The 21,720-nt window shown below is 64.0% G+C and carries 20 protein-coding genes; 3 read left to right on the top strand and 17 right to left on the bottom strand.

Features of this window, described 5'->3' with window-relative positions:
* Window positions 1-1,365: 1,365 nt before the first annotated feature.
* The 17 genes from AC5YGJ_RS16695 to dnaA form a co-directional block, all read right to left on the bottom strand.
* Entirely contained in the window at window positions 1,366-1,653 is a 288-nt protein-coding gene (locus tag AC5YGJ_RS16695; RefSeq protein WP_496187179.1) for a hypothetical protein, read from the bottom strand.
* The gene (locus AC5YGJ_RS16690; protein WP_496187178.1) at window positions 1,650-2,012 is read right to left on the bottom strand and encodes a hypothetical protein; all 363 of its coding nucleotides are present in this window, start codon (window positions 2,010-2,012) and stop codon (window positions 1,650-1,652) included. Before AC5YGJ_RS16690 ends, AC5YGJ_RS16695 begins: the two co-directional genes overlap by 4 nt.
* A gap of 179 nt (window positions 2,013-2,191) precedes the next feature.
* Window positions 2,192-3,283, bottom strand: coding sequence for a PA0069 family radical SAM protein (locus AC5YGJ_RS16685; protein ID WP_496187177.1), 1,092 nt, complete (start codon window positions 3,281-3,283; stop codon window positions 2,192-2,194).
* A 142-nt stretch (window positions 3,284-3,425) separates the two neighbouring features.
* Window positions 3,426-4,169: a pyridoxine 5'-phosphate synthase gene (locus AC5YGJ_RS16680; RefSeq protein WP_496187176.1), complete on the bottom strand. Its 744-nt coding sequence runs from the start codon at window positions 4,167-4,169 to the stop codon at window positions 3,426-3,428.
* Between the two features lie 9 nt (window positions 4,170-4,178).
* Window positions 4,179-4,454 (bottom strand): hypothetical protein, encoded by a 276-nt coding sequence (locus tag AC5YGJ_RS16675; RefSeq protein WP_496187175.1) that lies wholly within the window; start codon window positions 4,452-4,454, stop codon window positions 4,179-4,181.
* A gap of 40 nt (window positions 4,455-4,494) precedes the next feature.
* Complete coding sequence (gene cls / locus AC5YGJ_RS16670; protein WP_496187174.1) at window positions 4,495-5,955, bottom strand: cardiolipin synthase; 1,461 nt, start codon at window positions 5,953-5,955, stop codon at window positions 4,495-4,497.
* 113 nt (window positions 5,956-6,068) lie between these two features.
* Window positions 6,069-6,482 carry an ExbD/TolR family protein gene (locus tag AC5YGJ_RS16665; RefSeq protein WP_005411740.1) on the bottom strand — a complete coding sequence of 138 codons (414 nt, stop codon included), beginning with the start codon at window positions 6,480-6,482 and terminating at the stop codon, window positions 6,069-6,071.
* 3 nt (window positions 6,483-6,485) lie between these two features.
* A complete protein-coding gene (locus tag AC5YGJ_RS16660; protein ID WP_005411739.1) occupies window positions 6,486-6,911 on the bottom strand; it encodes an ExbD/TolR family protein in 426 nt (141 codons plus the stop codon).
* Window positions 6,912-6,973: 62 nt separating this feature from the next.
* On the bottom strand, window positions 6,974-7,735 hold the full coding sequence (exbB, locus tag AC5YGJ_RS16655; protein WP_005411738.1) for a TonB-system energizer ExbB: 762 nt from the start codon (window positions 7,733-7,735) through the stop codon (window positions 6,974-6,976).
* Between the two features lie 93 nt (window positions 7,736-7,828).
* Window positions 7,829-8,497: an energy transducer TonB gene (locus AC5YGJ_RS16650; RefSeq protein WP_097048099.1), complete on the bottom strand. Its 669-nt coding sequence runs from the start codon at window positions 8,495-8,497 to the stop codon at window positions 7,829-7,831.
* A gap of 143 nt (window positions 8,498-8,640) precedes the next feature.
* Window positions 8,641-9,834 carry a tetratricopeptide repeat protein gene (locus AC5YGJ_RS16645; protein ID WP_309340449.1) on the bottom strand — a complete coding sequence of 398 codons (1,194 nt, stop codon included), beginning with the start codon at window positions 9,832-9,834 and terminating at the stop codon, window positions 8,641-8,643.
* Window positions 9,835-9,966: 132 nt separating this feature from the next.
* The gene (locus tag AC5YGJ_RS16640; RefSeq protein ID WP_032128510.1) at window positions 9,967-10,773 is read right to left on the bottom strand and encodes a M48 family metallopeptidase; all 807 of its coding nucleotides are present in this window, start codon (window positions 10,771-10,773) and stop codon (window positions 9,967-9,969) included.
* Between the two features lie 72 nt (window positions 10,774-10,845).
* Window positions 10,846-11,691 (bottom strand): CPBP family intramembrane glutamic endopeptidase, encoded by an 846-nt coding sequence (locus AC5YGJ_RS16635; protein ID WP_496187173.1) that lies wholly within the window; start codon window positions 11,689-11,691, stop codon window positions 10,846-10,848.
* 65 nt (window positions 11,692-11,756) lie between these two features.
* Window positions 11,757-14,216: a DNA topoisomerase (ATP-hydrolyzing) subunit B gene (gyrB, locus tag AC5YGJ_RS16630; protein WP_496187172.1), complete on the bottom strand. Its 2,460-nt coding sequence runs from the start codon at window positions 14,214-14,216 to the stop codon at window positions 11,757-11,759.
* 112 nt (window positions 14,217-14,328) lie between these two features.
* On the bottom strand, window positions 14,329-15,423 hold the full coding sequence (gene recF, locus AC5YGJ_RS16625; protein WP_496187171.1) for a DNA replication/repair protein RecF: 1,095 nt from the start codon (window positions 15,421-15,423) through the stop codon (window positions 14,329-14,331).
* A gap of 933 nt (window positions 15,424-16,356) precedes the next feature.
* Window positions 16,357-17,457 carry a DNA polymerase III subunit beta gene (gene dnaN, locus AC5YGJ_RS16620; protein ID WP_005411731.1) on the bottom strand — a complete coding sequence of 367 codons (1,101 nt, stop codon included), beginning with the start codon at window positions 17,455-17,457 and terminating at the stop codon, window positions 16,357-16,359.
* Between the two features lie 275 nt (window positions 17,458-17,732).
* Window positions 17,733-19,064 (bottom strand): chromosomal replication initiator protein DnaA, encoded by a 1,332-nt coding sequence (gene dnaA, locus AC5YGJ_RS16615; protein WP_057495961.1) that lies wholly within the window; start codon window positions 19,062-19,064, stop codon window positions 17,733-17,735.
* A 255-nt stretch (window positions 19,065-19,319) separates the two neighbouring features.
* Between dnaA and rpmH the strand changes: the two genes are divergently transcribed.
* Genes rpmH through yidC form a run of 3 tightly spaced genes read left to right on the top strand, consistent with a single transcriptional unit; the run spans window position 19,320 to window position 21,675 of the window.
* Window positions 19,320-19,460 carry a 50S ribosomal protein L34 gene (gene rpmH / locus AC5YGJ_RS16610; RefSeq protein WP_005411729.1) on the top strand — a complete coding sequence of 47 codons (141 nt, stop codon included), beginning with the start codon at window positions 19,320-19,322 and terminating at the stop codon, window positions 19,458-19,460.
* A 5-nt stretch (window positions 19,461-19,465) separates the two neighbouring features.
* Window positions 19,466-19,960, top strand: a complete 495-nt coding sequence (gene rnpA / locus AC5YGJ_RS16605; RefSeq protein ID WP_496187170.1) for a ribonuclease P protein component — start codon at window positions 19,466-19,468, stop codon at window positions 19,958-19,960.
* The gene (gene yidC / locus AC5YGJ_RS16600) at window positions 19,960-21,675 is read left to right on the top strand and encodes a membrane protein insertase YidC (protein WP_475289706.1); all 1,716 of its coding nucleotides are present in this window, start codon (window positions 19,960-19,962) and stop codon (window positions 21,673-21,675) included. The genes rnpA and yidC overlap by 1 nt, the downstream gene beginning before the upstream one ends.
* The last annotated feature ends 45 nt before the right edge of the window (window positions 21,676-21,720 follow it).

The raw sequence follows: 21,720 nt of genomic DNA, 5'->3' as shown, positions 1-21,720 counted from the left end.
CACAGACGAAGCCGCCTACGGTCAACGCTACCGCTACCCAGAGCCACTGTGCAGTCAGGATACCCGCGAGAAGCACGATCCCGACAGGTGCCAAGCTGATCAAGACAAGCGCGTAGCAGATTGCGAACTTCACGTGGCCCAAGGCCGACACAATTTCAGCTGCACACTCCCTGCAGTGGGTCCTGGTTTCCTTCTCGATATAATCATGAAAGGGGAAATTCTGACCCGGAGTACCGCAGCTTGGACACGAAAACGTAAATGGCAATCTCAACTGCGTGTCTCCTCTAGCACTAGGGCCGCAGCGGCCCATGCACCGGCATTGTTGTGTGCGGCATTGACTGAGGATCCGTATGCGGTGGGCAGGGCAACTTGCAGCATTCTGCTCAGAACTAGCCCTTTGGTGCCCTCCATGGTCTGATCAGGACCTTGTACATCACCCAGGCAATCCAGCCACAGACCAATCCGACCCCAGCGACAACGATCTCCTCCTCCTCGAAGGGAGATCCATTCAGCACTTGATAGACGACGAAAGCCATCGCTCTCAACGAAAGCAAAGAGAATATGGCTATAGGTGTCCAAAGTATGATCTTCATCATTCTCTCAGTTGCAATCGCACCGTTCGGTGCACCCACCTGCTGGCCAGAGGTCGAGCATGCTCTGCGCTACCGAGGGCAGCGCCGATAGAGGACGCCGCCCGCTGTGGCAACGGAATTATCATCCTGATTCCAATCATTTTGTTGAAGGATTCGCCTCTTCAAAGGTGAGTCATCGCCACCACCCGGCCTTCCCTCCCATGCACGCACGCAGTTCGGCAATGTCCGCGCTCTTGGCCTTGATTGCACGATGGATGCTGACAGGAACGTCGAAGTCTTCAGGCCGATCCAGAGGACTTGCAAGCCTGAAAGTCGCCTCCAGCGAAACCTCAAACCTGTTGGGCTCGACTGCATCAATGATGATCTGGCAGGAAGCGGCCGTGCTGTAGCAACCACTCTTGCCTGCAGAAGCATTCGCTCCCTGGCTGAAGAACGTACGTGCTCCGTCATCTCCAATAGCGAGGTTTGCCCGGCGCGGAGCACTCCAGGAAGTACGATCGTCAGCTTTGAGAAGCTCGACCGATCGGCATTCCAGCTACGCTTGAATTCCCTCGCAGCGACTACGGTTTGTGCGCCATCGAAAATTCTGTGGGCTGCTCTGCGCGTACTGCCGCATGCCTGCAGACGCCCGCATGGAGCTTGTCGGCCGAAAGATGCATTCCCAGGTTCGAGCGCCCTATCAAAGGCGGCTTCCGCAAGCATGACCTTGAGCAGGGATCTCACATGGCTCGGATGGGATCGATCCAGCGCCAGGTGATTGCCCCGCCGTTCGCTATCGCCTGTTCACGGTGAAGGCCTCCTTGTAGTGACTTATCACAAGGATCATGAGGAACGAGACCACCATTGCGATGAGATGGAACTCGATGGAATCCGGGTAGCCCTTGCAGTACTCAAACGCAGAAGTGTCGTCCACGTGATCCAGGCGCTCTCTCACGCGTCGGTAGAGCGAGGACGCCTTGTTGCAGAAGTAGACCATCGCTCCGACGCTGGCGGCATGTCCAACTGAGAGGACCATCTTCCAGTATCTGGTTCCAACCACACTTTTTCCCCAGGCGCTCACTGGCCTTCACCAAGCATTCCAAGCTCGAAAGTCCTGCTGTGCGAGCGCCGGCTGCCGATGCTGATGGTCCTGGAGCTGAAGCTGCGGCCATCGCTGCAGTCGGCAACGAAGACGTAGTGCGTCGGTACCGGGCCTGAGACAACCATCATCGTCGTGGAGAACTGCCCCCGGATCTCTCTGGCATTCAGGCGTTCACCGGTCGCTGCGGACACCATGTGCAGCTGGCAGGTGTCCTCGCGCCCGGCCATGGCGGTGGAGGTCGGCACCGCCCCTGAAACACGAATGATCATGTCACCCCCCATGGCGCTGCATCCGGGTAGCGCCAGAGCGCTCATTGCAACAAGAAGCCACTTGTCCATTCACCGCATTCCTCAGCCTGTCGCTGCAGGCAGTCCTTGAGGGATTGAGCCGCTCATCAATCCATGCCGCTGCGCGCGAGGGCGGCGCGTCCAGGGGGGGATAATGGTAGTACGGCCTTCGGCAGGTTGAATAGTGCAGAGTGCGACTCGCGGCGACGTCATTCAGAGGCCGTGCTACCTCAGAACAACGACCCCTGCGGCGAATCCTTCTTCGGCGGCAATGGCTTCACAAACCGACTGCAATCCAGCTTCGGCCAATGGCTGTTCTGCGCGTTGAATCCCAACCGCTTGCGCGCCAGCTTGAAGCGGTTGCTCAACAGCTCCGCATACACGCCCTGGCCACGCATGCGTGTGCCGAACTGGCTGTCGTAGTCCTTGCCACCACGCAGCTGCTGGATGGTGCTCATCACATGCGCGGCGCGATCGGGATGATGGGTATCCAGCCAGTCGCGGAACAGCGGCGCCACTTCCAGCGGCAGGCGCAGCAGCACGTAGCCGGCGGTACTTGCACCGGCGTCATGTGCGGCCTCCAGCACGGCTTCCAGTTCGCTGTCGTTGATCCACGGAATCACCGGCGCCACCATCACGCCCACCGGAATGCCCGCTTCATGCAAGCGCTTCATCGCGCGCAGCCGCGCATGTGGCGCCGAGGCGCGCGGTTCCAGCTTCGCGGAAAGATGCGGGTCCAGCGAGGTCACCGAAAAATGCACGCTGACCAGGTTCTCCGCCGCCAGCGGCGCGAGCAGATCGATGTCGCGCTCGACCAGCGCATTCTTGGTGATCAGCGAGAACGGATGCTTGGTTTCCAGCATCACTTCGATCAGTTGCCGGGTCAGCTTGAACTTGCGTTCGATCGGCTGATACGCATCGGTGTTGATGCCCAGCGCGATCGGTTGCGGCACGTAGCCCGGCTTCGACAGTTCCTTGCGCAGCAGCTGCGGCGCGTTGGTCTTGGCGAACAGCTTGGTCTCGAAGTCCAGGCCCGGCGACAGGTTCAGATAGGCATGCGAGGGGCGTGCGAAGCAGTAGGAACAGCCGTGCTCACAGCCCCGGTACGGGTTCACCGACTGGCTGAAGCCGACGTCCGGCGAGTTGTTGCGGCTGATGATGCTGCGTGCGGTCTCGGCGCGTACTTCGGTGCGCAGGCGCGGGGCGAGGAACTCCTCGCTCTCGTCGACCGCCCAGCCGTCGTCCACTGCCTCGCTGACGGTGCTTTCAAAGCGCCCGGCAAGGTGGGACGTGGAACCTCGGCCCTTGATCGCAGTACCCATTGCGGCAGCGTACGCCGGGGCTGTCTCAATGGCTGCGACGGCCGCCTGAAGGGTTCAGGGCAAGCCTGAGCCGAGCGTGGGCGCGGCTCTACAGTGAATGCGGGTGCCTTGTAGCGCCGAGCCCATGCTCGGCACCCATCGGTCACAGCAGGGCCAAGTAGCCCCGCACCGTAGCGTCCAGCCCCTCATACAGCGCCTCGCCGATCAGTGCGTGGCCGATCGACACCTCCAGCACGTCCGGCACGTGGGCCAGGAAGTCACGCAGGTTGTCCTGTGACAGGTCATGACCGGCATTCACTCCCAGCCCCACCGCCTGCGCGCGCCGCGCTGCGGTGGCGAACAACGCCAGCATCGCAGTGGCATCGCCGGCGGCATGCGCCTCAGCGTACGGGCCGGTGTACAGCTCGACGCGGTCGGCACCCACTGTAGCCGCCTGTTCCAGCAGCGGGTTGCCGGCATCGACGAACAGGCTGACCCGGCAGCCCATCGCCTTCAGCTCGGCCACCAGCGGGCGCAGGCGCTCGCCATCGCGCTCGAAGTCGAAGCCATGGTCGGAGGTGATCTGGCCATCGCCGTCGGGCACCAGGGTGGCCTGCGCCGGGCGGGTCTGCGCGCACAACGGCAGCAGCCCCGGGTAGCCCTCGCGCGGCGGCGCGAACGGGTTGCCTTCGATGTTGAACTCGACGCCCCGCGCGCGGGTCAGCGTGGACAGGGCCAGCACGTCCTCGGCGGTGATGTGGCGGCGGTCCGGCCGCGGGTGCACGGTGATGCCATGCGCGCCTGCATCCAGGCAGGCCTGGGCGGCGCGCACCACGTCCGGTTCGGCACCGCCGCGCGAATTGCGCAGGACGGCGATCTTGTTGACGTTGACGCTGAGCTGGGTCATGGAACGGAACTACTTGGAAAGAGGGGATGGATCGTGATCGTGGTCGGTGCTGTCGCCAGTGCGGCGGGCCTCGGCCTGTTCGCGCAGGCGGCGCAGCTCGTCGGCATCGATCAGGGTGGCCGGGTCGCGCTGCAGGTCGCCGAACCGGGCCACGTAGCGGCCACGCACCCAGGCCAGCAGGAAGGCCAGGGCGGCCAGCAGGCACAGGGTCATCAGCCCGACGCTCGGGGTTTTCAGCGCGAAGGCGAAGCAGCCCAGCGCCAGCAGCAGGTACAACCAGTACATAGTCGGGCTCCCCGGATGATCGGCGAAGTGTAGCGCTGCCTCACAGCAGCGGCGAGGCCAGGCGGGCAAATGCCTCGGGCAGACGGTGCAGCCACAACGAACGCCCGGCCTGGTCATGCACACGCGTGGCGCGGTCGAATTCGCTCTGCAGCAGCTCGGCCAGGGCGGCCACCCGATCACGGTCGCTGATCATCATCGAAAGTTCGAAGTTCAGGCGGAAGCTGCGGTGGTCGAAGTTGGCGCTGCCGACGATGCAGACGTCGTCATCGGCGATGAAGGCTTTGGTGTGCAGCATGCGCGGGCCGTACTCGTAGATCTTCACCCCGGCATGCAGCAGCTCGTCGAAGTAGGAGCGGGCGGCCTGGGTGACGAACCAGGAGTCGCTCATCTTCGGCACCAGCAGGCGCACGTCCAGCCCCCCCAGCGCGGCGGAGGTGAGCGCCATCCGCGCCGCCTCGCCCGGTACGAAGTAGGGCGTGACCAGCCAGACCCGTTCGTGGGCTTCCTGGATGGCGGCCACGTGCAGGCGGTGGATGGTTTCCCAGCCCGAGTCCGGGCCGGAGACCAGCACCTGTGCGTTGATCGGGCCATCGGCGCGCAGTGGCATCTCGGCCGGCCACAGGCGTGCGATGTCGAAGCGCGAATGATCCTGGCCGCTGGCGTACAGCCAGTCCTCGGCGAACACCAGCTGCAGGCTGCGCACCACGTGGCCGCGGATGCGCATGTGCAGGTCCCGGTAGGCGTCCGGTTTGCGGCTCTCGTCTTCGTCGTCGGTGATGTTGATGCCACCGGTGAAGGCCAGTCGACCATCGACGATCACCAGCTTGCGATGGGTGCGCAGGTTCAGCCACGGGCGCTTGAAAGGCTTGAGCAGTTGCCGTGGATGGAACCAGATGGCCTCGCCGCCGGCGTCCAGCAACGGTTGCAGGAAACGGCGGGGGAGGGAGGAAGAACCCACCGCGTCCAGCAGCAGGCGCACCTGCACGCCGGCGCGGGCGCGCTCGACCAGTGCGTCGCGCAAGGCGGTGCCGGCGTGGTCCGGGTTGAAGATGTAGTACTCCAGATGCACGTGGTCGCGTGCCTGCGCGATCGCCTCGAGCAGGGCCGCGTAGGTGGCGGCACCATCCACCAGCCAGGTCACTTCGGTGGCGCTGCTGGGTGCCAGCCCGGTGGTGGCCTGGGCGATCTTGGCCAGCTCGGTGCAGTCCGCGTCCGGCGGGCAGACGTCGCTGTAGTGCTCCATGCCCGAGCGCGCGCGTCCGCGGCGCAGCCGCTGCCGCTTCACCTTCTGCGGGCCCAGCAGGTAGTAGATGAACAAGCCCAGATAGGGCAGCAGTGCCAACGACAGGATCCAGCTCAGCGTGGCCACCGGCTCGCGCTTCTGCAGCATGATCCAGCCGGTCAGCGCGAGCAGGTACAGCAGATAGGCCACTGCCAGGATCGTGCCCAGATGGGCGATGCCGTCGAGCCAGTGCCGCAGGGAATCGAAGAGGGCGAGCATCCGCCGATCATAGCGGGCTCGGCTCTACGGATCGTGGCAGGTACAAAAAAAGACGCCCCTGTTTCCAGGGGCGTCTGCAGTCGCGTCATGACTGTTGTGTTGCGGTGTAGCGATTACTGCTGCACAAAACCGATCTTCTTCATCTGAGCGTTCTTCGCGGCGGCCAGAACCTTGGCCATCACGTCGTACTCCGAATCCGGGCTGGCGTCGATGCGCAGTTCCGGCTGGTTGGTCGGGTCACGCTGGACCTCCTGCTCCATCCGCTGCTGCAGCTCGCTGGTATTGATCGGGCTGTTGTTCCACGAGACCTGGTTGCTGGCGTCGATCTTCAGTTCGATCGGCGGCGGCGGTTCGACCAGCTGCGGCGGTGGGTTGAGCACGCGCTGCGGCAGGTCCACGGCGATCGGGTACGTCATGATCGGCGCGGTCACGATGAAGATGATCAGCAGAACCAGCATCACGTCCACGAGGGGCGTGACGTTGATGTCTGCCATGGGGCCCTTGCCACCACCACTACTGAATGCCATGGCTTATTGCCCCTTTTCTTTGGTCGCGACGAAGCCGACGTCCAACATGCCCTGTTCCTGCGCGACCTTGGTCAGGTCGTTGATGACACGCATCTTGGTGGTGCGGTCACCACGCAGGTTCAGCGGCGGCTGCGGGGTCTGCTGGGCGGCGGTCGCCAAGCGCGACTCGAGAGTCTGCTTGTTGATTTCTTCGTCGTTCCAGTAGATCGAGCCGTCTTCCTTGACTGCCAGGGTGATCGGTCCGGAACGCTTTTCAGCGTCTTCCGGCTTCTGGATCAGGTTGGCTTCGGGCAGATCCACCTTGACCTTGTGGGACATCAGGGGCGCCGTGATGATGAAGATGATCAGCAGCACCAGCATCACGTCCACGAGGGGCGTAACGTTGATGTCGGCCATGGGGCCGCCGCTGTTACCACTACTGAAAGCCATAACGGGCTCCGTCTAGATCTTGGTGACTACTTACGTTCGTCGCTGGGTAACGCGCGCCGCAATTAGCGGACGCGCGAGCCGGTGGCGAAGAAGTCGTGCAGGTCGTGCGCGAAGGTATCGAACTTGCTGATGGTCGCGCTGTTGATCTTGCTGAAGAAGTTGAAGGCGAACACGGCCGGGATCGCGACGAACAGACCGATCGCGGTCATGATCAGCGCTTCACCCACCGGGCCGGCAACGGCGTCGATCGAAGCGGAGCCGGTGGCACCGATCTTGATCAGCGCGCCGTAGATGCCCCACACGGTACCCAGCAGACCGACGAACGGAGCGGTCGCGCCGACGGTAGCCAGCAGGGTCATGCCCGACTGCAGCTTGTTGCTTTCGCGGGTGACGGCCTGGCGCAGAGCGCGGTCGACGAACTCCGAACGGCTCAGGTTCTCACCGACGCCGCCGGTGGCGCCGCCTTCAGCGCGCTGGTGGTGGGCAGCAGCCTGCGCAGCGTCCAGGGCGATCTTCGAGAACGGCTCCGAAGCCGGCTGCTCTTCCATCGCACGGATGGCGTCCTGCGCGTTCGGGGTGTCCCAGAACAGGCTGACGACGCGATCAGCGGCGCTCTTCAGGCGGGTGGCGCGGAAGATGTTGATGACGGTCCAGTACCAGGACATGGCCGACATCGCGATCAGGGTCAGCAGCACGACCCAGGAAACCGCGAAATCACCCGGCTTGGTGGTCATTTCGTGGATCAGGTGCTCGAAGCCCATCTGCGACAGGGCGTTGGACGGATTGCCCCCGGCAGCAGCGGCGATGAAAATTTCCTGCAGCATGACGCTTACCTTTGTTGTGTGTGGTGATAAAGGGTGTAGCTAAGCTAAACAATCGAACCGGAGCGGGGGTGGCCGGGCGGCCACCCGGACGCATCAGTTCAGCGCAAAGTTGACCGGGACGCGAACGCGACCTGCCGCCTTCTTACCGCCAGATTCAGCGGCGTTGAAGCGCCACTTGCGAGCTGCTTCCATGGCAGCACGGTCCAGGTCGCGGTTACGGCTGGACTTTTCCACCGTGACATTGGTGACGTTGCCGTTGGCATCGACATCAATGATCAGGATCACTTCGCCCTGGATACCAGCGCGGAAGGCTGCCGGCGGGTAGCGCGGCGGATTCATGGCCTTCGACGAGATGTCCACGCTGGCCTCGATCGAGGTCGCCGGTGCCGGCGGCGCCGGAGGCGACGGCGGGGTGACGATATCGTTCGGGCGCGGTTCCGGCACGTCCACGACCGGCGCCTGCGGCGGCGGCGGGACCGGCGACGGCTTCGGCGGCGACAGATTCTTCACCGGCGGCGGCGGAGTATCGGTCGGCGGCGGCGGCGGCGGCGGCGGGGGCGGCGGCGGCGGTGCATCGACGATGGTCACCATGACGTTGCGCTCCTTCTCCGCGACGGCCTTGGGAGCCACGGCGGGGATGAGGAGCATCATGAAGGCGGCCAGATGCAGGGCAATTACAAACGCGATGCCGACGATGCGAGGCCAGCTCAGCCCCTTGTCATCGGGTTGTTCGTACCGGTGAACGACTAGTTGTTCCGTCATGCGCCAAGAGCTCAATAGTGGGGCCGGGATGCCGGGGGCGGAATCCCTGATCAGCGGTGCATGACACCGCAGGAACCTCCAAGCTTATACCAATCCTGAGCGCCTGCGCATCAACTGAGCAGGCGTTCAGGCGTTATTCCTACTTACTTCAGGTTGATGATTTTTTTGGCATCAGCCTGGTTCTTCACGCCCTTCGCCAGCGCCTGCTGGGCGGCCTGCTTGGCCTCGGGGACGCGACCTTCGGCATGCAGGACGCGTGCCAGGTTCAGGTAGGTCTCACCGTCCTTGGACAGCGGGGCAGCCTTCTGCCACGCCTCGATCGCCTGCGGCACCTGGTCGGAGTAGTAGTAGGACTGGGCCAGCGCCAGGTAGACCTGGTAATCCGGCTTCAGGATGCCCTTCTGCAACCCTTCGTTGATGACCGCGATGACGTCCTTTTCCTTGTTCTCGGTGTTGGCATAGATCGAGTACAGCTGCTTGTACTCGCGCTCTTCGGTGAGCTGGCCGCTGCTGCGCAGCTTGTCCATCACCGCGGCAGCCTTGGGCATCTGGTCGGCCTGCATGTACATGTTGGCCAGGTTCAGCTGCGCCTTCTTGTCGTTCGGGTTCTTCGCCGCCAGTGCTTCGGCGGTCTTCAGCGCCTCACCGGTCTGGCCGGACTCGGACAGCGCCGCCATCAGCAGCTGGTTCCAGCTGTCCTTCGGCTCGGTGGCGCCGGCGATGGCCTGCTGCAGCACCGGCACCGCTTCCTGGTAGCGCTCCAGCTGGTACAGGGCCTGGCCCTTGGCAACCAGTTCTTCCGGCTTGGTCGACTTGCTCTCGGCGAAGTACTTGTCCAGGGTGGCCAGGCCTTCGGCGGTCTGGTCTTCCTGCAGCTGCAGCTGGCCCAGCATCAGCATCGACTGGAAGTGACCGTTGTTGTCCAGGCCGTTGAACTGCAGCACCTGCTTCAGGTAGGCGACCGCACCCGGGGTGTCGTCGGTCTGGTAGGCGGCCTGCGAGGCCAGCTGCGCGGCCAGCGACTTGTCGTACTCGTTCGCGGCGCTGTCAGCCAGGATCGCGTCAGCCTGCGTACGCGTCTCCGGGAACTTTTCGTTGTTGTAGCTGTCGATCATTTTCTGCAGCTTGCTGCCCATCTTGGCCGAGGCCTTGACGGTCGGCTCCTGGCGGGTCGCGTTCGGGTAGAGCGCTTCGGCCTTGGCCTGCTTGCTGCTGCCGCCGCGGTTGCTGCGGTCGGAGGAGCGCGAGGACTGCGCGAAGGCATCGGTGACCACGGCGCCGGTCAGGGCGGTCGCGACGAGGACGGAAAGCACAGCTTTGTGGTTACGGAAAATCATCGTTCACCTCGATCGAACCGCCGGATAGCGGCAAAGTCGGACTGTCAGAAAAATCTGAGCCGCCAAACGTATCAGAAACAGATGGCGTGAGAAATCGTTTTATGTGCTGCACTACAGCATGAAACTGCGCACTCATCCGCACTTTGGCCGCAGTCCGGCCGCCTGCGCCTGCTGGTAGACCGGGGTCAGGCCCGGCGCATCACGGCGCAGTTCCTGGATCCGGTTGGCCGGATCGGGGTGGGTGGACAGCCATTGCGGGCTGCGGCCACCGCTGGCGGCCATCATGTTCTGCCACAGATCCACGGCCTGGGCGGGGTTGAAACCGGCTTGGGCCATCAATCGCTGGCCGATCACGTCGGCCTCGCTCTCCTGGGTCCGCGAGCCAGGCAGCAGGAAGGCGGTCTGCGCGCCCATCCCACCAAGCTGGTTGACGGTGCTGGCGGCGCCCTCGCCATAGGCGGCACCGGCCAGCGCGCCGAGCACGGCCAGGCCGGTCTGTGCGCCCATCTGGCGGGTGATGCGCTCTTCGTGGTGGCGGGCGATGACGTGGCCGATCTCATGGCCGATCACGGCAGCCAGCTGGTCCTGATTCTTGGCCACGGTGAAGATGCCGGTGTTCACACCGACCTTGCCGCCGGGCAGGGCGAAGGCATTGGGTTCCTTGTCCACGAACACCGCTGTCTCCCACCGTACGCCACGGTACTGAGGCGGCAACTGGGCGACCAGGGCATTGACCACGCACTGCACGTAGCCATTCTGGCGGCCATCGGTGCTGATCTTTTCCTTCTGCTTGGTTTCAGCGAATGCCTGCGCGCCCAGCTGGTCCAGCTGCGCCTGCGATACGCCGCCCACCATCTGCCGGCGTCCGGTGGGGGACGTGGTCGTTGCGCAGGCGCTGACCAGCGTGGTGATGACAAGGGCCAACAGCAGTTGTTTCATGGAAGGATCCCCCGTGTTCATGTGCGCAGTGTCCAACGTAGCGGCTTAATCTTTCGTCAAGCGGACACGGCGTTACGTTGACCCCAGGAACACCATCGCGGCAAGCGCGACGGCATTGTTCAGCGCATGCGCCACGATGGCCGCCCACAGCGTACCGGTGCGGCGATACAGCCAGCAGAAGGCCGCACCCATGCCGCCGTAGACCAGCCACAACTGCGCCATGCCCAGCCAGGAATTCCTGCTCACGCCCGGCACTTCGTGGACCAGGGCGAAGGCCAGGCTGCTGAGGATGAGCCCCAGCCACGGTCGACCGGCCTGCCACAGGCGCCCGAACAGGACGCGACGGAACAGCAGTTCCTCGTAGGCCGGCGCCAGCACCACGGCAAACAGCACCAGGAACAGCGGGAAACGCGCGATCGCGCTCTGCATCAGTTCCACGTTGGTCGGCACCGGTTCGATGCCGAACTGCCGGGCCAGGAAGGCGATGCCGTTGCTGCCCAGCACGATCAGGGTGGCCACCAGCAGGGTCCAGCCCCAGGTCGACGGCCGCCGCAGTGCCTGTCGCGATGCCAGGCGTTCGGCCGCGTTGGCCGGACGGCGCCAGAAGTACAGCAGCAGCGCCGCGCCGCCGGTGGCGATCAATGCCATCAGGATCTGCGCCAGCGCGCCGGGCTGGCCGACGGCCGTGGTGGCTGCGGCCGCGGTCATCGCACCACCGTTGGCCTCGGCATTGGCATAACCGACCACGATGGCCCGGTAGAAGCCCCAGAACAGGCCGGTCACCATGCTCAGGCCGATCAGCGCCACGGCGGCGATGCCGAGATCGATGAAGAAGCCTGCCAGCGGTGGCACGGCACGCGGGGCGGTAGAGGCCGGGGGTACCGGCGGCGGGGCGGAGACCGGGGCGGAAGCGGACATCAGGTACCTGTGTTCAAGGATGAAGGCCGGCGCACCTCCCCGTGCACCGGCCATGCCCGATTGTGTCAGATATCCAGGTTGGCGACCTTCAGCGCATTGTCTTCGATGAAATCACGACGCGGTTCGACGACATCGCCCATCAGGGTGCTGAAGATCTGATCAGCGGCCACCGCATCTTCGATGCGCACCTGCAGCAGGCGGCGGGTCTCCGGATTGACCGTGGTGTCCCACAGCTGCTCGGGGTTCATTTCACCCAGGCCCTTGAAGCGCTGGATCTGGCGGCCACGCTTGGCTTCCTCCAGCAACCAGTTCTGCGCCTTGGCGAAGGTATCGACTTCGATCGACTTGGCGCCACGGGAGATGGTGGCGCCTTCGCGCACCAGGCCGTGCAGCAGTTTGGAAGCCTGGTGGATCGCACGCAGTTCACCGCTTTCGAACGCCGACATCGGCAGCACCTGGATGTGCTGTTCGCCCATGTGGCGACGGGTCACCAGCACAGCGGCCGGGCGCTCGTCGTTGGGTTCCTGCAGTTCCAGGCTGAAGCGCGGGCTGCCCAGGCTGCCCTGGTTCAGACGCTTGGCCAGCGCATCCAGGCCTTCGCCTTCGCCGGCCGTGCGCAGGCTGTCCAGGTCCATCGGCACGAAATCGACCAGCGCTTCGAGCAGGTTGCGGTCGTAGCGGTGCGCGTTGCGTTCGATCGAATCCAGCGCAGCGGCGTAGGCCAGCAGCAGCTTCTCCAGGGCCAGGCCTTCGATGCCCGGCTCGCCGGTGGCCGGCACCAGCGCAGCGTTTTCCACTGCACTGCTGGCCAGATAGCTGTCCAGCGCCGGATCATCCTTCAGGTACAGCTCCTGCTTGCCCTGCTTGATCTTGTACAGCGGCGGCAGGCCGATGTAGACGTAACCGCGCTCGATCAGCTCCGGCATCTGACGGTAGAAGAACGTCAGCAGCAGGGTGCGGATGTGCGCGCCGTCGACGTCGGCGTCGGTCATGATGATGATCTTGTGGTAGCGCAGCTTGTCCGGGTTGTACTCGTCGCGGCCGATGCCGGTACCCAGTGCGGTGATCAGCGTACCGACCTGGTCGGAGGACAGCATGCGGTCAAAGCGCGCGCGTTCCACGTTGAGGATCTTGCCGCGCAGCGGCAGCACCGCCTGGTTCTTGCGGTTGCGGCCCTGCTTGGCCGAGCCACCTGCCGAGTCACCCTCGACGATGAACAGTTCGGACAGCGCCGGATCCTTTTCCTGGCAGTCGGCCAGCTTGCCCGGCAGGCCGGCGATATCCAGCGCGCCCTTGCGGCGGGTCAGATCGCGGGCCTTGCGCGCGGCTTCACGCGCACGCGCGGCATCGACGATCTTGCCGGCGATGGCCTTGGCTTCGTTCGGGTTTTCCTGCAGGAACTCTTCCAGGCGCGCACCGAAGGCATTTTCCACCGCCGGACGCACGTCGGAGCTGACCAGCTTTTCCTTGGTCTGGCTGGAGAAGCTCGGGTCCGGCACCTTCACAGACAGCACCGCGATCATGCCTTCGCGCATGTCGTCGCCGGTCAGGTTGATCTTGGCCTGCTTGGCAATGCCGTTCTGCTCGATGTAGTTGTTGAGCACGCGGGTCAGGGCGCCGCGGAAACCGGCCAGGTGGGTGCCGCCGTCCTTCTGCGGAATGTTGTTGGTGAAGCAGTACATCGTCTCCTGGTAGGAGTCGGTCCACTGCAGCGCCACGTCCACCACGATGCCGTTGTGCTCGCCGGTGACCGAGATCACGTTCGGGTGCAGCGGGGTCTTCAGCTGCGCCAGATGCTCCACGAAGCTGCGGATGCCACCTTCGTAATGGAAGTCATCGCGACGGCCATCGCCGCGCTCGTCGGCCAGGACGATCTTGACCCCGGAGTTCAGGAACGACAGTTCGCGCAGACGCCGGGCCAGGATGTCGTAGTGGTATTCCACGTTGTCGTGGAAGGCCACGGTGGACGGCCAGAAGCGCACGGTGGTTCCGCGCTTGGTGGTGGCTTCCAGCTTCGCCAGCGCGGTCACTGCGGCGCCATTGCTGAATTCCTGCTGGTAATGGAACCCGTTCTGGAACACGTCCACCAGCAGCTTCTGCGACAGCGCGTTGACCACGCTGACGCCGACGCCGTGCAGGCCGCCGGAAACCTTGTAGCTGTTGTCGTCGAACTTACCGCCTGCGTGCAGGACGGTCATCACTACCTCGGCGGCGGACACTTCGCGGCCGAGCTTGGCGCTCATCTGCTCATGCTTGCCGGTCGGGATACCGCGGCCGTTGTCGGACACCGAAACCGAGCCGTCGGCGTGGATCGTCACAGCCACATGGTCGGCATGGCCAGCCAGCGCTTCGTCGATCGAGTTGTCGACGACCTCGAACACCATGTGGTGCAGACCGGTGCCGTCATGCACGTCACCGATGTACATGCCGGGACGCTTGCGGACAGCCTCCAGGCCTTCCAGGGCGGTAATGCTGTTGGCGTCGTAATTGCCGTTGTTTGCCGGGGTGTTCTGTTCGTCGCTCATTGCGCTTGCCGTAGGCTCCGCAGGTCGGCCACCACTGCGAGCGGTGCGCCGAGAATGAAAGGATTCCAACCCGAATTATACCAGCCGGGGTCGAGCGGCCCTGGTGTGCCCACTATGGCACAGCCACGATCTGTGCATGTTCCACGTGGAACCGGGCGATATGCGTCAGTTCCTGCAGCGCTGCCGGCGTTTCGGTGGCAGTGATGAAGATCTGCGCCGGGCCAGCGAGCAGGCGCTCCAGTACCCGGCCCTGATGGGTGCGGTCCAGTTCCGAGGCCAGATCATCCAGCGCGATCACCGGCCATTCGCCCCGTTGCTCTGCATAGTCTTCGGCCTGCGCCAGCAGGCACGCCAGGGCCGTCAGCTTGGCCTGGCCGCGGGACAGCGCATCGCGGCCAGGAATGCTGTGGAAGTCGACGCTCCAGTCCGCCCGGTGCGGGCCCACCGAGGTATAGCCGGACTGACGGTCGCGTTCCCGCGCCAGCAGTAGGGCATCGGCCAACGGCAGTTCATGCCGGCGCCACCCCGGGCTCAGTTGCATGCCCTGGATGCCGAGCTGCGGCGCCAGGCTGGAGGCCAGTGCGACCGTGCGTTGCTGCAGGCGCTCCAGATAGTGGTGGCGTCGACTGGTCAGCGGCTCTCCGGCTTCAGCCAGCTCGTGATCCCACGTGTCCAGCATCCGCGAGGGCCCGCCTTGCTTGAGCAGGGCGTTACGCTGCTTCAGTGCCCGCGAGTAGCGGCGCCACAGGGACAGAAAATCAGGTTCCACGTGGAACAAGCCCCAATCGAGGAAGCGCCGACGGGGTTCGCCGCCACCGCTGACCAGCGCATGGCTGCCGGGCTCGAAGGTGACCACGGCCAGCGCAGCGCAGAGATTGCCAAGCTGAGCCACGTCTTCGCCATCCAAACGCCCCTTCCAGTCCTGGCCGCTGTGGCGCAGGCCGGCCTTTCGGCGATGCGGAGGATGATGGGCGCGTTGCTCGTCCCATTCCACGAAGACCTCCAGCGCCTCCTGGCCCTGACGGACCAGACCATCGCGCACCCGTCCGCGGAAGCTGCGGCCATAGGCCATCAGATGCAGGGCCTCGAGCACGCTGGTCTTTCCGGCGCCGTTGTCGCCGGTCAGCAGGTTCAAACCCGGCTGAGGCGACAGGTCCACCGCACTGAAACGACGCAGGTGATGCAAGGCAAGGCGGCGGATCTGCATGGGGCGCGAAGGACCATCCGCTCGGAGCGGTAGAAGGGCAGGGAATCCATCAGCTTACTGCATCGGTCAAGCCGGGCGCGGTGCTGTCTTCGTCGAGGTGGAGCCCCCGCCGCCTGGCGCGTTTGCAGGTTCCACGTGGCATGCAGCGATCACCGAGGTCCGCGCCGGGCCTGGATGGGCCCGGAAATCCTTCAAATCTGCGCTGGGTATCAGGGTCCAGGCCCTCAGATTTCGCCGATTTCACGTGTTTTCGGGGTGGCTTCATCGCCGGTCCGGCGCAGGTGGCGACCAAGCACCCCATGATTTCCTTCAGTTCTGCGATCCGAGCTCCTGCAGGGTTCCACAGATTTCAAAGAATTCGGGCCGTTCGTTCCACGCTGTCCACAGCGGCGCTGTATGACTTATACACAAGGTATGGGCAATCTGTGGATAAAAAAGCCCTTTTGCGTGGCCGGTGAAACTATCCACAGGTTCCCCCCCAGCCTGAGGGGCCTCTATACAGGGGGTTTCAGCTGTATAAATTCCTTTCAAATCATAGAGATAACACGTTTTTCCACGAAATCTGGCCCTACCATCACCACCATGCTTTAGATTTATACCCAGATTTAGAAGCTAGGCACGGCCCTATTCGGCCAGAACCAGGTCTGTGGACAGACGCGTTTGCAGGTGAGGATCTCCCTGTCGGGATAGCCGGATCTGGCAGACCTACACAGAGCCCGACCGCGTATTCCCTAAGTCGCAACCGCAATCCCGAGGGGATGCGAGGAAGTCCGCACTCACACCATCGGCCTATACCCAGGCGATACCCGCGATGACACGGCCGCAAACAATCAGATCAGCCCAAGGCCGCTGATCGATGCTCCACGTGGAACCAAAAAAAACGCCCGGGATCTTCCCGGGCGTCCTTCGGTTCCACGTGGAACAGCGATGCTGTCAGAGACGCAGCGGCATCACCACGTGACGCGACTTCTCGCTGCTGGATTCACGCACCAGCGCCGAGGAGTTGGAGTCGCGCAGCTGGATGATGACTTCTTCATCGCGCAGCGCGGACAGCGCATCCAGCAGGTAGTTCACGTTGAAGCCGATGGCCAGATCGCTGACCGTGGTGTCGGCTTCGATTTCTTCCTGGGCTTCTTCCTGCTCCGGGTTGTGCGCGCTGATCTTCAGGTTGCCCGGCGAGACTTCAACGCGGATGCCGCGATACTTCTCGTTGGACAGGATCGCGGCGCGCTGCAGCGAGGCGCGCAGGGCTTCGCGGTCCACCTTCACTTCGCGGTCGGCACCAATCGGGATCACCGCTTCGTAATCCGGGAAGCGACCGTCGATCAGCTTCGAGGTGAAGGTGACATCGTCGCGCTTGACTCGGACGTGGCTGCGACCGACTTCCAGCTCGATCTCGCGATCGCCGCTTTCCAGCAGGCGCTGCAGTTCGGTCACGCCCTTGCGCGGCACGATGATCTGGCGCTTGGAACCGCTGGGCTTGGCCAGATCGGTTTCACACAGGGCCAGGCGGTGGCCGTCGGTAGCGACGGTCCGCAGGGCATCGCCGCGCAGATCAAACAGCAGGCCGTTGAGGTAATAGCGCACGTCCTGCTGGGCCATCGCGAACGCGGTGCGTTCGATCAGTTCCTTCAGGGTCGCTTCGCCAATGGCCACGCGCTCGGTGGCTTCCACTTCGTCCACCGACGGGAAGTCGTTGGAGGGCAGGGTGGCCAGGGTGAAGCGGCTGCGACCGGCCTGCACGGTGATCTTGTCACCGGTCTGCGAGACCGTGATCCGGCTGCCGTCGGGCAGGGCGCGGATGATCTCGAACAGCTTGCGGGCGGGAATGGTGGTTTCGCCGTCCTGGGCGTCTTCAACCGCGATCCGCGACACCATCTCCACTTCCAGGTCGGTACCGGTCAGCGACAGCTGGCCGTTCTGCACCTGGACCAGGAAATTGGCCAGAACCGGAAGGGTCTGGCGGCGTTCGACCACGTTGACGACCTGTGCCAACGGCTTGAGAAAGGCTTCGCGCTGCAGTGTGAAACGCATGTGGTTCCGTGCCCCTATGCTTTAAAAAATGTGGAATAAATCAAAAGCTTGGTGGTGCTGGTAGAGACAGAATCGCTGGAAAACAACGCTAAGTCTTTGTAAATAAAAGAATTTCAGACATCGAAACCCTCTGTATTACCGACCCCCAGGGGGTGGGGAAAGCTGTGGATAAAATCAGCGCGATTTCAAACGCCATTTTTATCCACAACGTGTCCCTCGCTTGCTACCGGATTCTGCACCGTTTTGTGCGATGACGCCTCATCGGCATCCGTGCATCATTCGCTCAGCTTCCGGATCAGCTTGTCCCAGTCCTCGCGGAGCTTGCCGTCGGTTTCCATCAGGGTCCGGATCTGACGGCAGGCGTGCAGCACCGTGGTGTGATCGCGACCGGCAAAGGCGTCGCCGATCTCGGGCAGGCTGTGCTCGGTCAGTTCCTTGGTCAGGGCCATGGCGACCTGGCGCGGGCGGGCCAGCGAACGGGTCCGGCGCTTGGACAGCAGATCCTTGATCTGCAGCCCGTAGTAGTCGGCCACGGTTTTCTGGATGTTGGGAATGCTGATCGCCTGCTGCTGGGCGCGCAGCAGGTCGCGCAGGGTTTCCTGGGCGAATTCGGTGGTGATCGCGCGGCCGGTGAAATTGGCGCGGGCGGTCAGGGTATTGAGCGCGCCCTCGAGGTCGCGCACGTTGGAGCGCATCTTCTTGGCGATCAGGAACGCAACATCATCGGGAATCTCGGCGCCGCGTTCGCGTGCCTTGGCCAGCACGATGGCGGCGCGGGTTTCAAAGTCCGGCGGTTCGATCGCGACCGACAGGCCCCAGGCAAGCCGCGACTTCAGGCGCGCTTCCAGGCCCTCGACTTCGCGCGGATAGCGGTCGCAGGTCAGGATGATCTGCTGCTTGCCATCGAACAACGCGTTGAAGGTGTGGAAGAACTCTTCCTGGGTGCGATCCTTGCCGGCGAAGAACTGGATGTCATCGATCAGCAGCGCGTCCACCTGCTGGAACTGGCGCTTGAACTGATCCATGGTCTTTTCCTGCAGGGCCCGGATCATCGCGCTGAAGAACTGTTCCGAACGCAGGTACAGCACCTTCGCACCCGGATTGGCCTGGCGCATCGCATTGCCGGCGGCGAACATCAGGTGGGTCTTGCCCAGGCCGGTGCCCCCGTACAGCAGCAACGGGTTGTGCGCGCGGTCGCCCGGCTTCTGTGCCGCCTGGAACGCCGCAGCCAGGCCCAGCTGGTTGCTGCGGCCTTCGACGAAGTTGGCGAAGGTGTAGTGGTTGTCCAGGTTGCCGGCAAAAGGTACCTGCGGTTCGCTGGACACCTGCGCCGACGGCGTGGAAACCGGCGCGTTCTGCGCCTCCACGGGCCGCGGACGCGAGCCGATTTCAAGAAAAACGTCGCTGAAACCGGCGAAATGGGCCAGCAGCTCGCGGATCCGCGCCAGGTACAGCTCGCGGACCTGATCGACGATGAAGGCATTCGGTGCATACAGCACCAGGCTGTCCACGCGCAGATCGGCCTGCAGCGGCTTCAACCAGGTGTGAACGTCTTCCGGCGGGAACTCCGCTTCGAGGCGCTCGAGACTACGGGACCAGGCATCCATCAGCAATAATCGTCCGGTGGCCGGGGCATGGACGCGACAAGGCGCCCAAACACAGGCCGGAAAGGGGGGAAATGGATGGCTCAGACTACCACCGAGCGCCCGCCTTCGGAATGCTTGTCCCCTACTTATTCACAAAAACATCCACAGCTATTGCACAGGCCGGTGAATTCGCGTAGCTGCCAGGGGTTGACGCGGGGTAGGGTACCTCTCTAGAATTTCCGGTTCTTTCCGTCCCATTCATACGAGAGGCCCCCAATGGCCACGAAGCGCACCTACCAGCCCAGCAACCTCAAGCGTAAGCGCGACCACGGCTTCCGTGCCCGTATGAAGACCGCTGACGGCCGCAAGATCCTGTCGCGTCGCCGCGCCAAGGGCCGCAAAGTCCTGAGCGCCTGATTGCCATGCCGCACCTTGCGGCAGACGCAATCCCTTCGACAGTGAATACTGCAGACCCGCGCAAGCGATTCCCTCGCTCTGCGCGGGTTCGCACGCGTGCCGAATACTCAACGGTCTTCAACGGCGCCCGCCGTGTGTCCGATCCGCTGATGACCCTGCACTGGCTGCCGGCTGACCGGCCGGCCAGGCTGGGTCTGGCGGTTTCCCGCAAGGTCGATCCGAACGCCGTCGGGCGTAACCGGATCAAGCGCGTCCTGCGCGACATCCTGCGTCAGACACGTACCGATATCCAGCCAGGCGACTTCGTCGTCGTGGCCCGTAGTGCTGCGCGTTCTGCCAGCAACGACGAGATCCGCCAGGCCTTCCTGCGCCTGCTGCGGCGCCTGCGTGCATTGCCCACGCCGGGCGTGGACGGCACAATGCCGCCGCCTGATGGCATCGCACCTCCTTCTTTGACCGAGCCGGCATCGCGTCCCGGCCCCGCCGAGCCTGTCCGCTGATGAACCAGACCCGCGTATTCCTCATTTTTGCCTGGCTGATGGTAGCCGTGCTGCTGTGGATGGAGTGGAGCCGTGAAAAGGCTGCTCCGACCCCGGCACCGACGACCACGTCGGCTCCGGCCGCCGCACAGAGTGTTCCGGGCGCCGCCCCGGGCGCGATCCCCAACGCCCAGGTGCCGGGTGCTCCGGGCCAGGCCGCCGCGCAGGCCCAGGCCAGCGCCACCCCGGCCGCCCAGCGCGTGACCGTCACCACCGACGTGCTGCGCCTGGTGCTGGACGGCGGCCGCGTGCTCGACGCCGAGCTGCTGCAGTTCCCGCAGACCAAGGACGACGGCAGCCCGCCGGTGCGACTGCTGACCGAAGACCCCGCGCACCCCTACAGCGCGATCAGCGGCTGGGCCAGCGAGGACAAGAACACCCCGGTGCCGGGTGCTGACGGCTTCAAGCTGGTCGGTGACACCCGCGACTTCGTACTGGCCAAGGGCCAGAACGAACTGCAGATCCCGTTCGTGTGGACCGCCGACAACGGCGTGACCATCAAGCGCACCCTGACCGTCTCGCGCAACGAGTACGCCGTGCGCTTCAAGGACGAAGTAAGCAACGCCGGCGCCGCGCCGTGGAACGGCTACGTCTACCGCACCCTGGACCGCACCCCGACCATCCTGTCGCGGAGCATGACCAACCCGGATTCCTTCAGCTTCAACGGCGCCACCTGGTACGACAACGACAAGAAGTACCAGCGTCGTGCGTTCAAGGACTACCTGGAAGACGGCACGCTGAACCAGAACATCACCGGCGGCTGGCTGGCGATGCTGCAGCACCACTTCTTCACCGCCTGGATCCCGCAGAAGGACCAGACCGCGCACTACGTGCTGTCGCAGGTGGCCGGTCGTGACCTGATCGAAGCGCGTGGCCCGGCCTTCACCGTGGCCCCGGGCCAGTCCACCAGCACCGAAGCACGCCTGTGGGTGGGCCCGAAGCTGGTGAACCTGATTGCCAAGGAAGACGTGCCGGGCCTGGACCGTGTGGTCGACTACAGCCGCTTCTCGATGATGGCGGTGATCGGCCAGGGCCTGTTCTGGGTGCTCAACCAGGTGCACAAGCTGGTCGGCAACTGGGGCTGGGCGATTGTCGGCCTGGTGGTGCTGCTGAAGCTGGTGCTGTATCCGCTGTCGGCCGTGCAGTACAAGAGCGGCGCCAAGATGCGTCGCTTCCAGCCGCGTATCGCGCAGCTGAAGGAACGCTATGGCGATGACCGCCAGAAGTTCCAGACCGCGATGATGGAGCTGTACAAGAAGGAAAAGATCAATCCGATGGGTGGCTGCCTGCCGATCCTCATCCAGATGCCGATCTTCTTCGCCCTGTACTGGGTGCTGGTGGAATCGGTCGAGCTGCGCCAGGCGCCGTGGCTGGGCTGGATCCAGGATCTGACCGCACGCGACCCGTACTTCATCCTGCCGGTGATCAACGTGGCGGTGATGTGGTTCACCCAGAAGCTGACCCCGGCACCGGGCATGGACCCGATGCAGCAGAAGATGATGCAGTTCATGCCGCTGGTGTTCGGCGTCATGATGGCCTTCATGCCCTCCGGCCTGGTGCTGTACTGGGTGGTCAACGGCGGCCTGGGCCTGTTGCAGCAGTGGTGGATGACCAAGCGCCACGGCGGCGAGCCGGTGCCGGCCACCACCGCCCCGGCCCCGGTCAAGAAGAAGTAACCCCGACCCGGCCCAAACGACGCAAAAGCCCGCCGCAAGGCGGGC

This window comes from Stenotrophomonas sp. CS3K5 (genome assembly GCF_059515225.1).
This window is presented reverse-complemented; position numbering and strand designations above follow the sequence as displayed.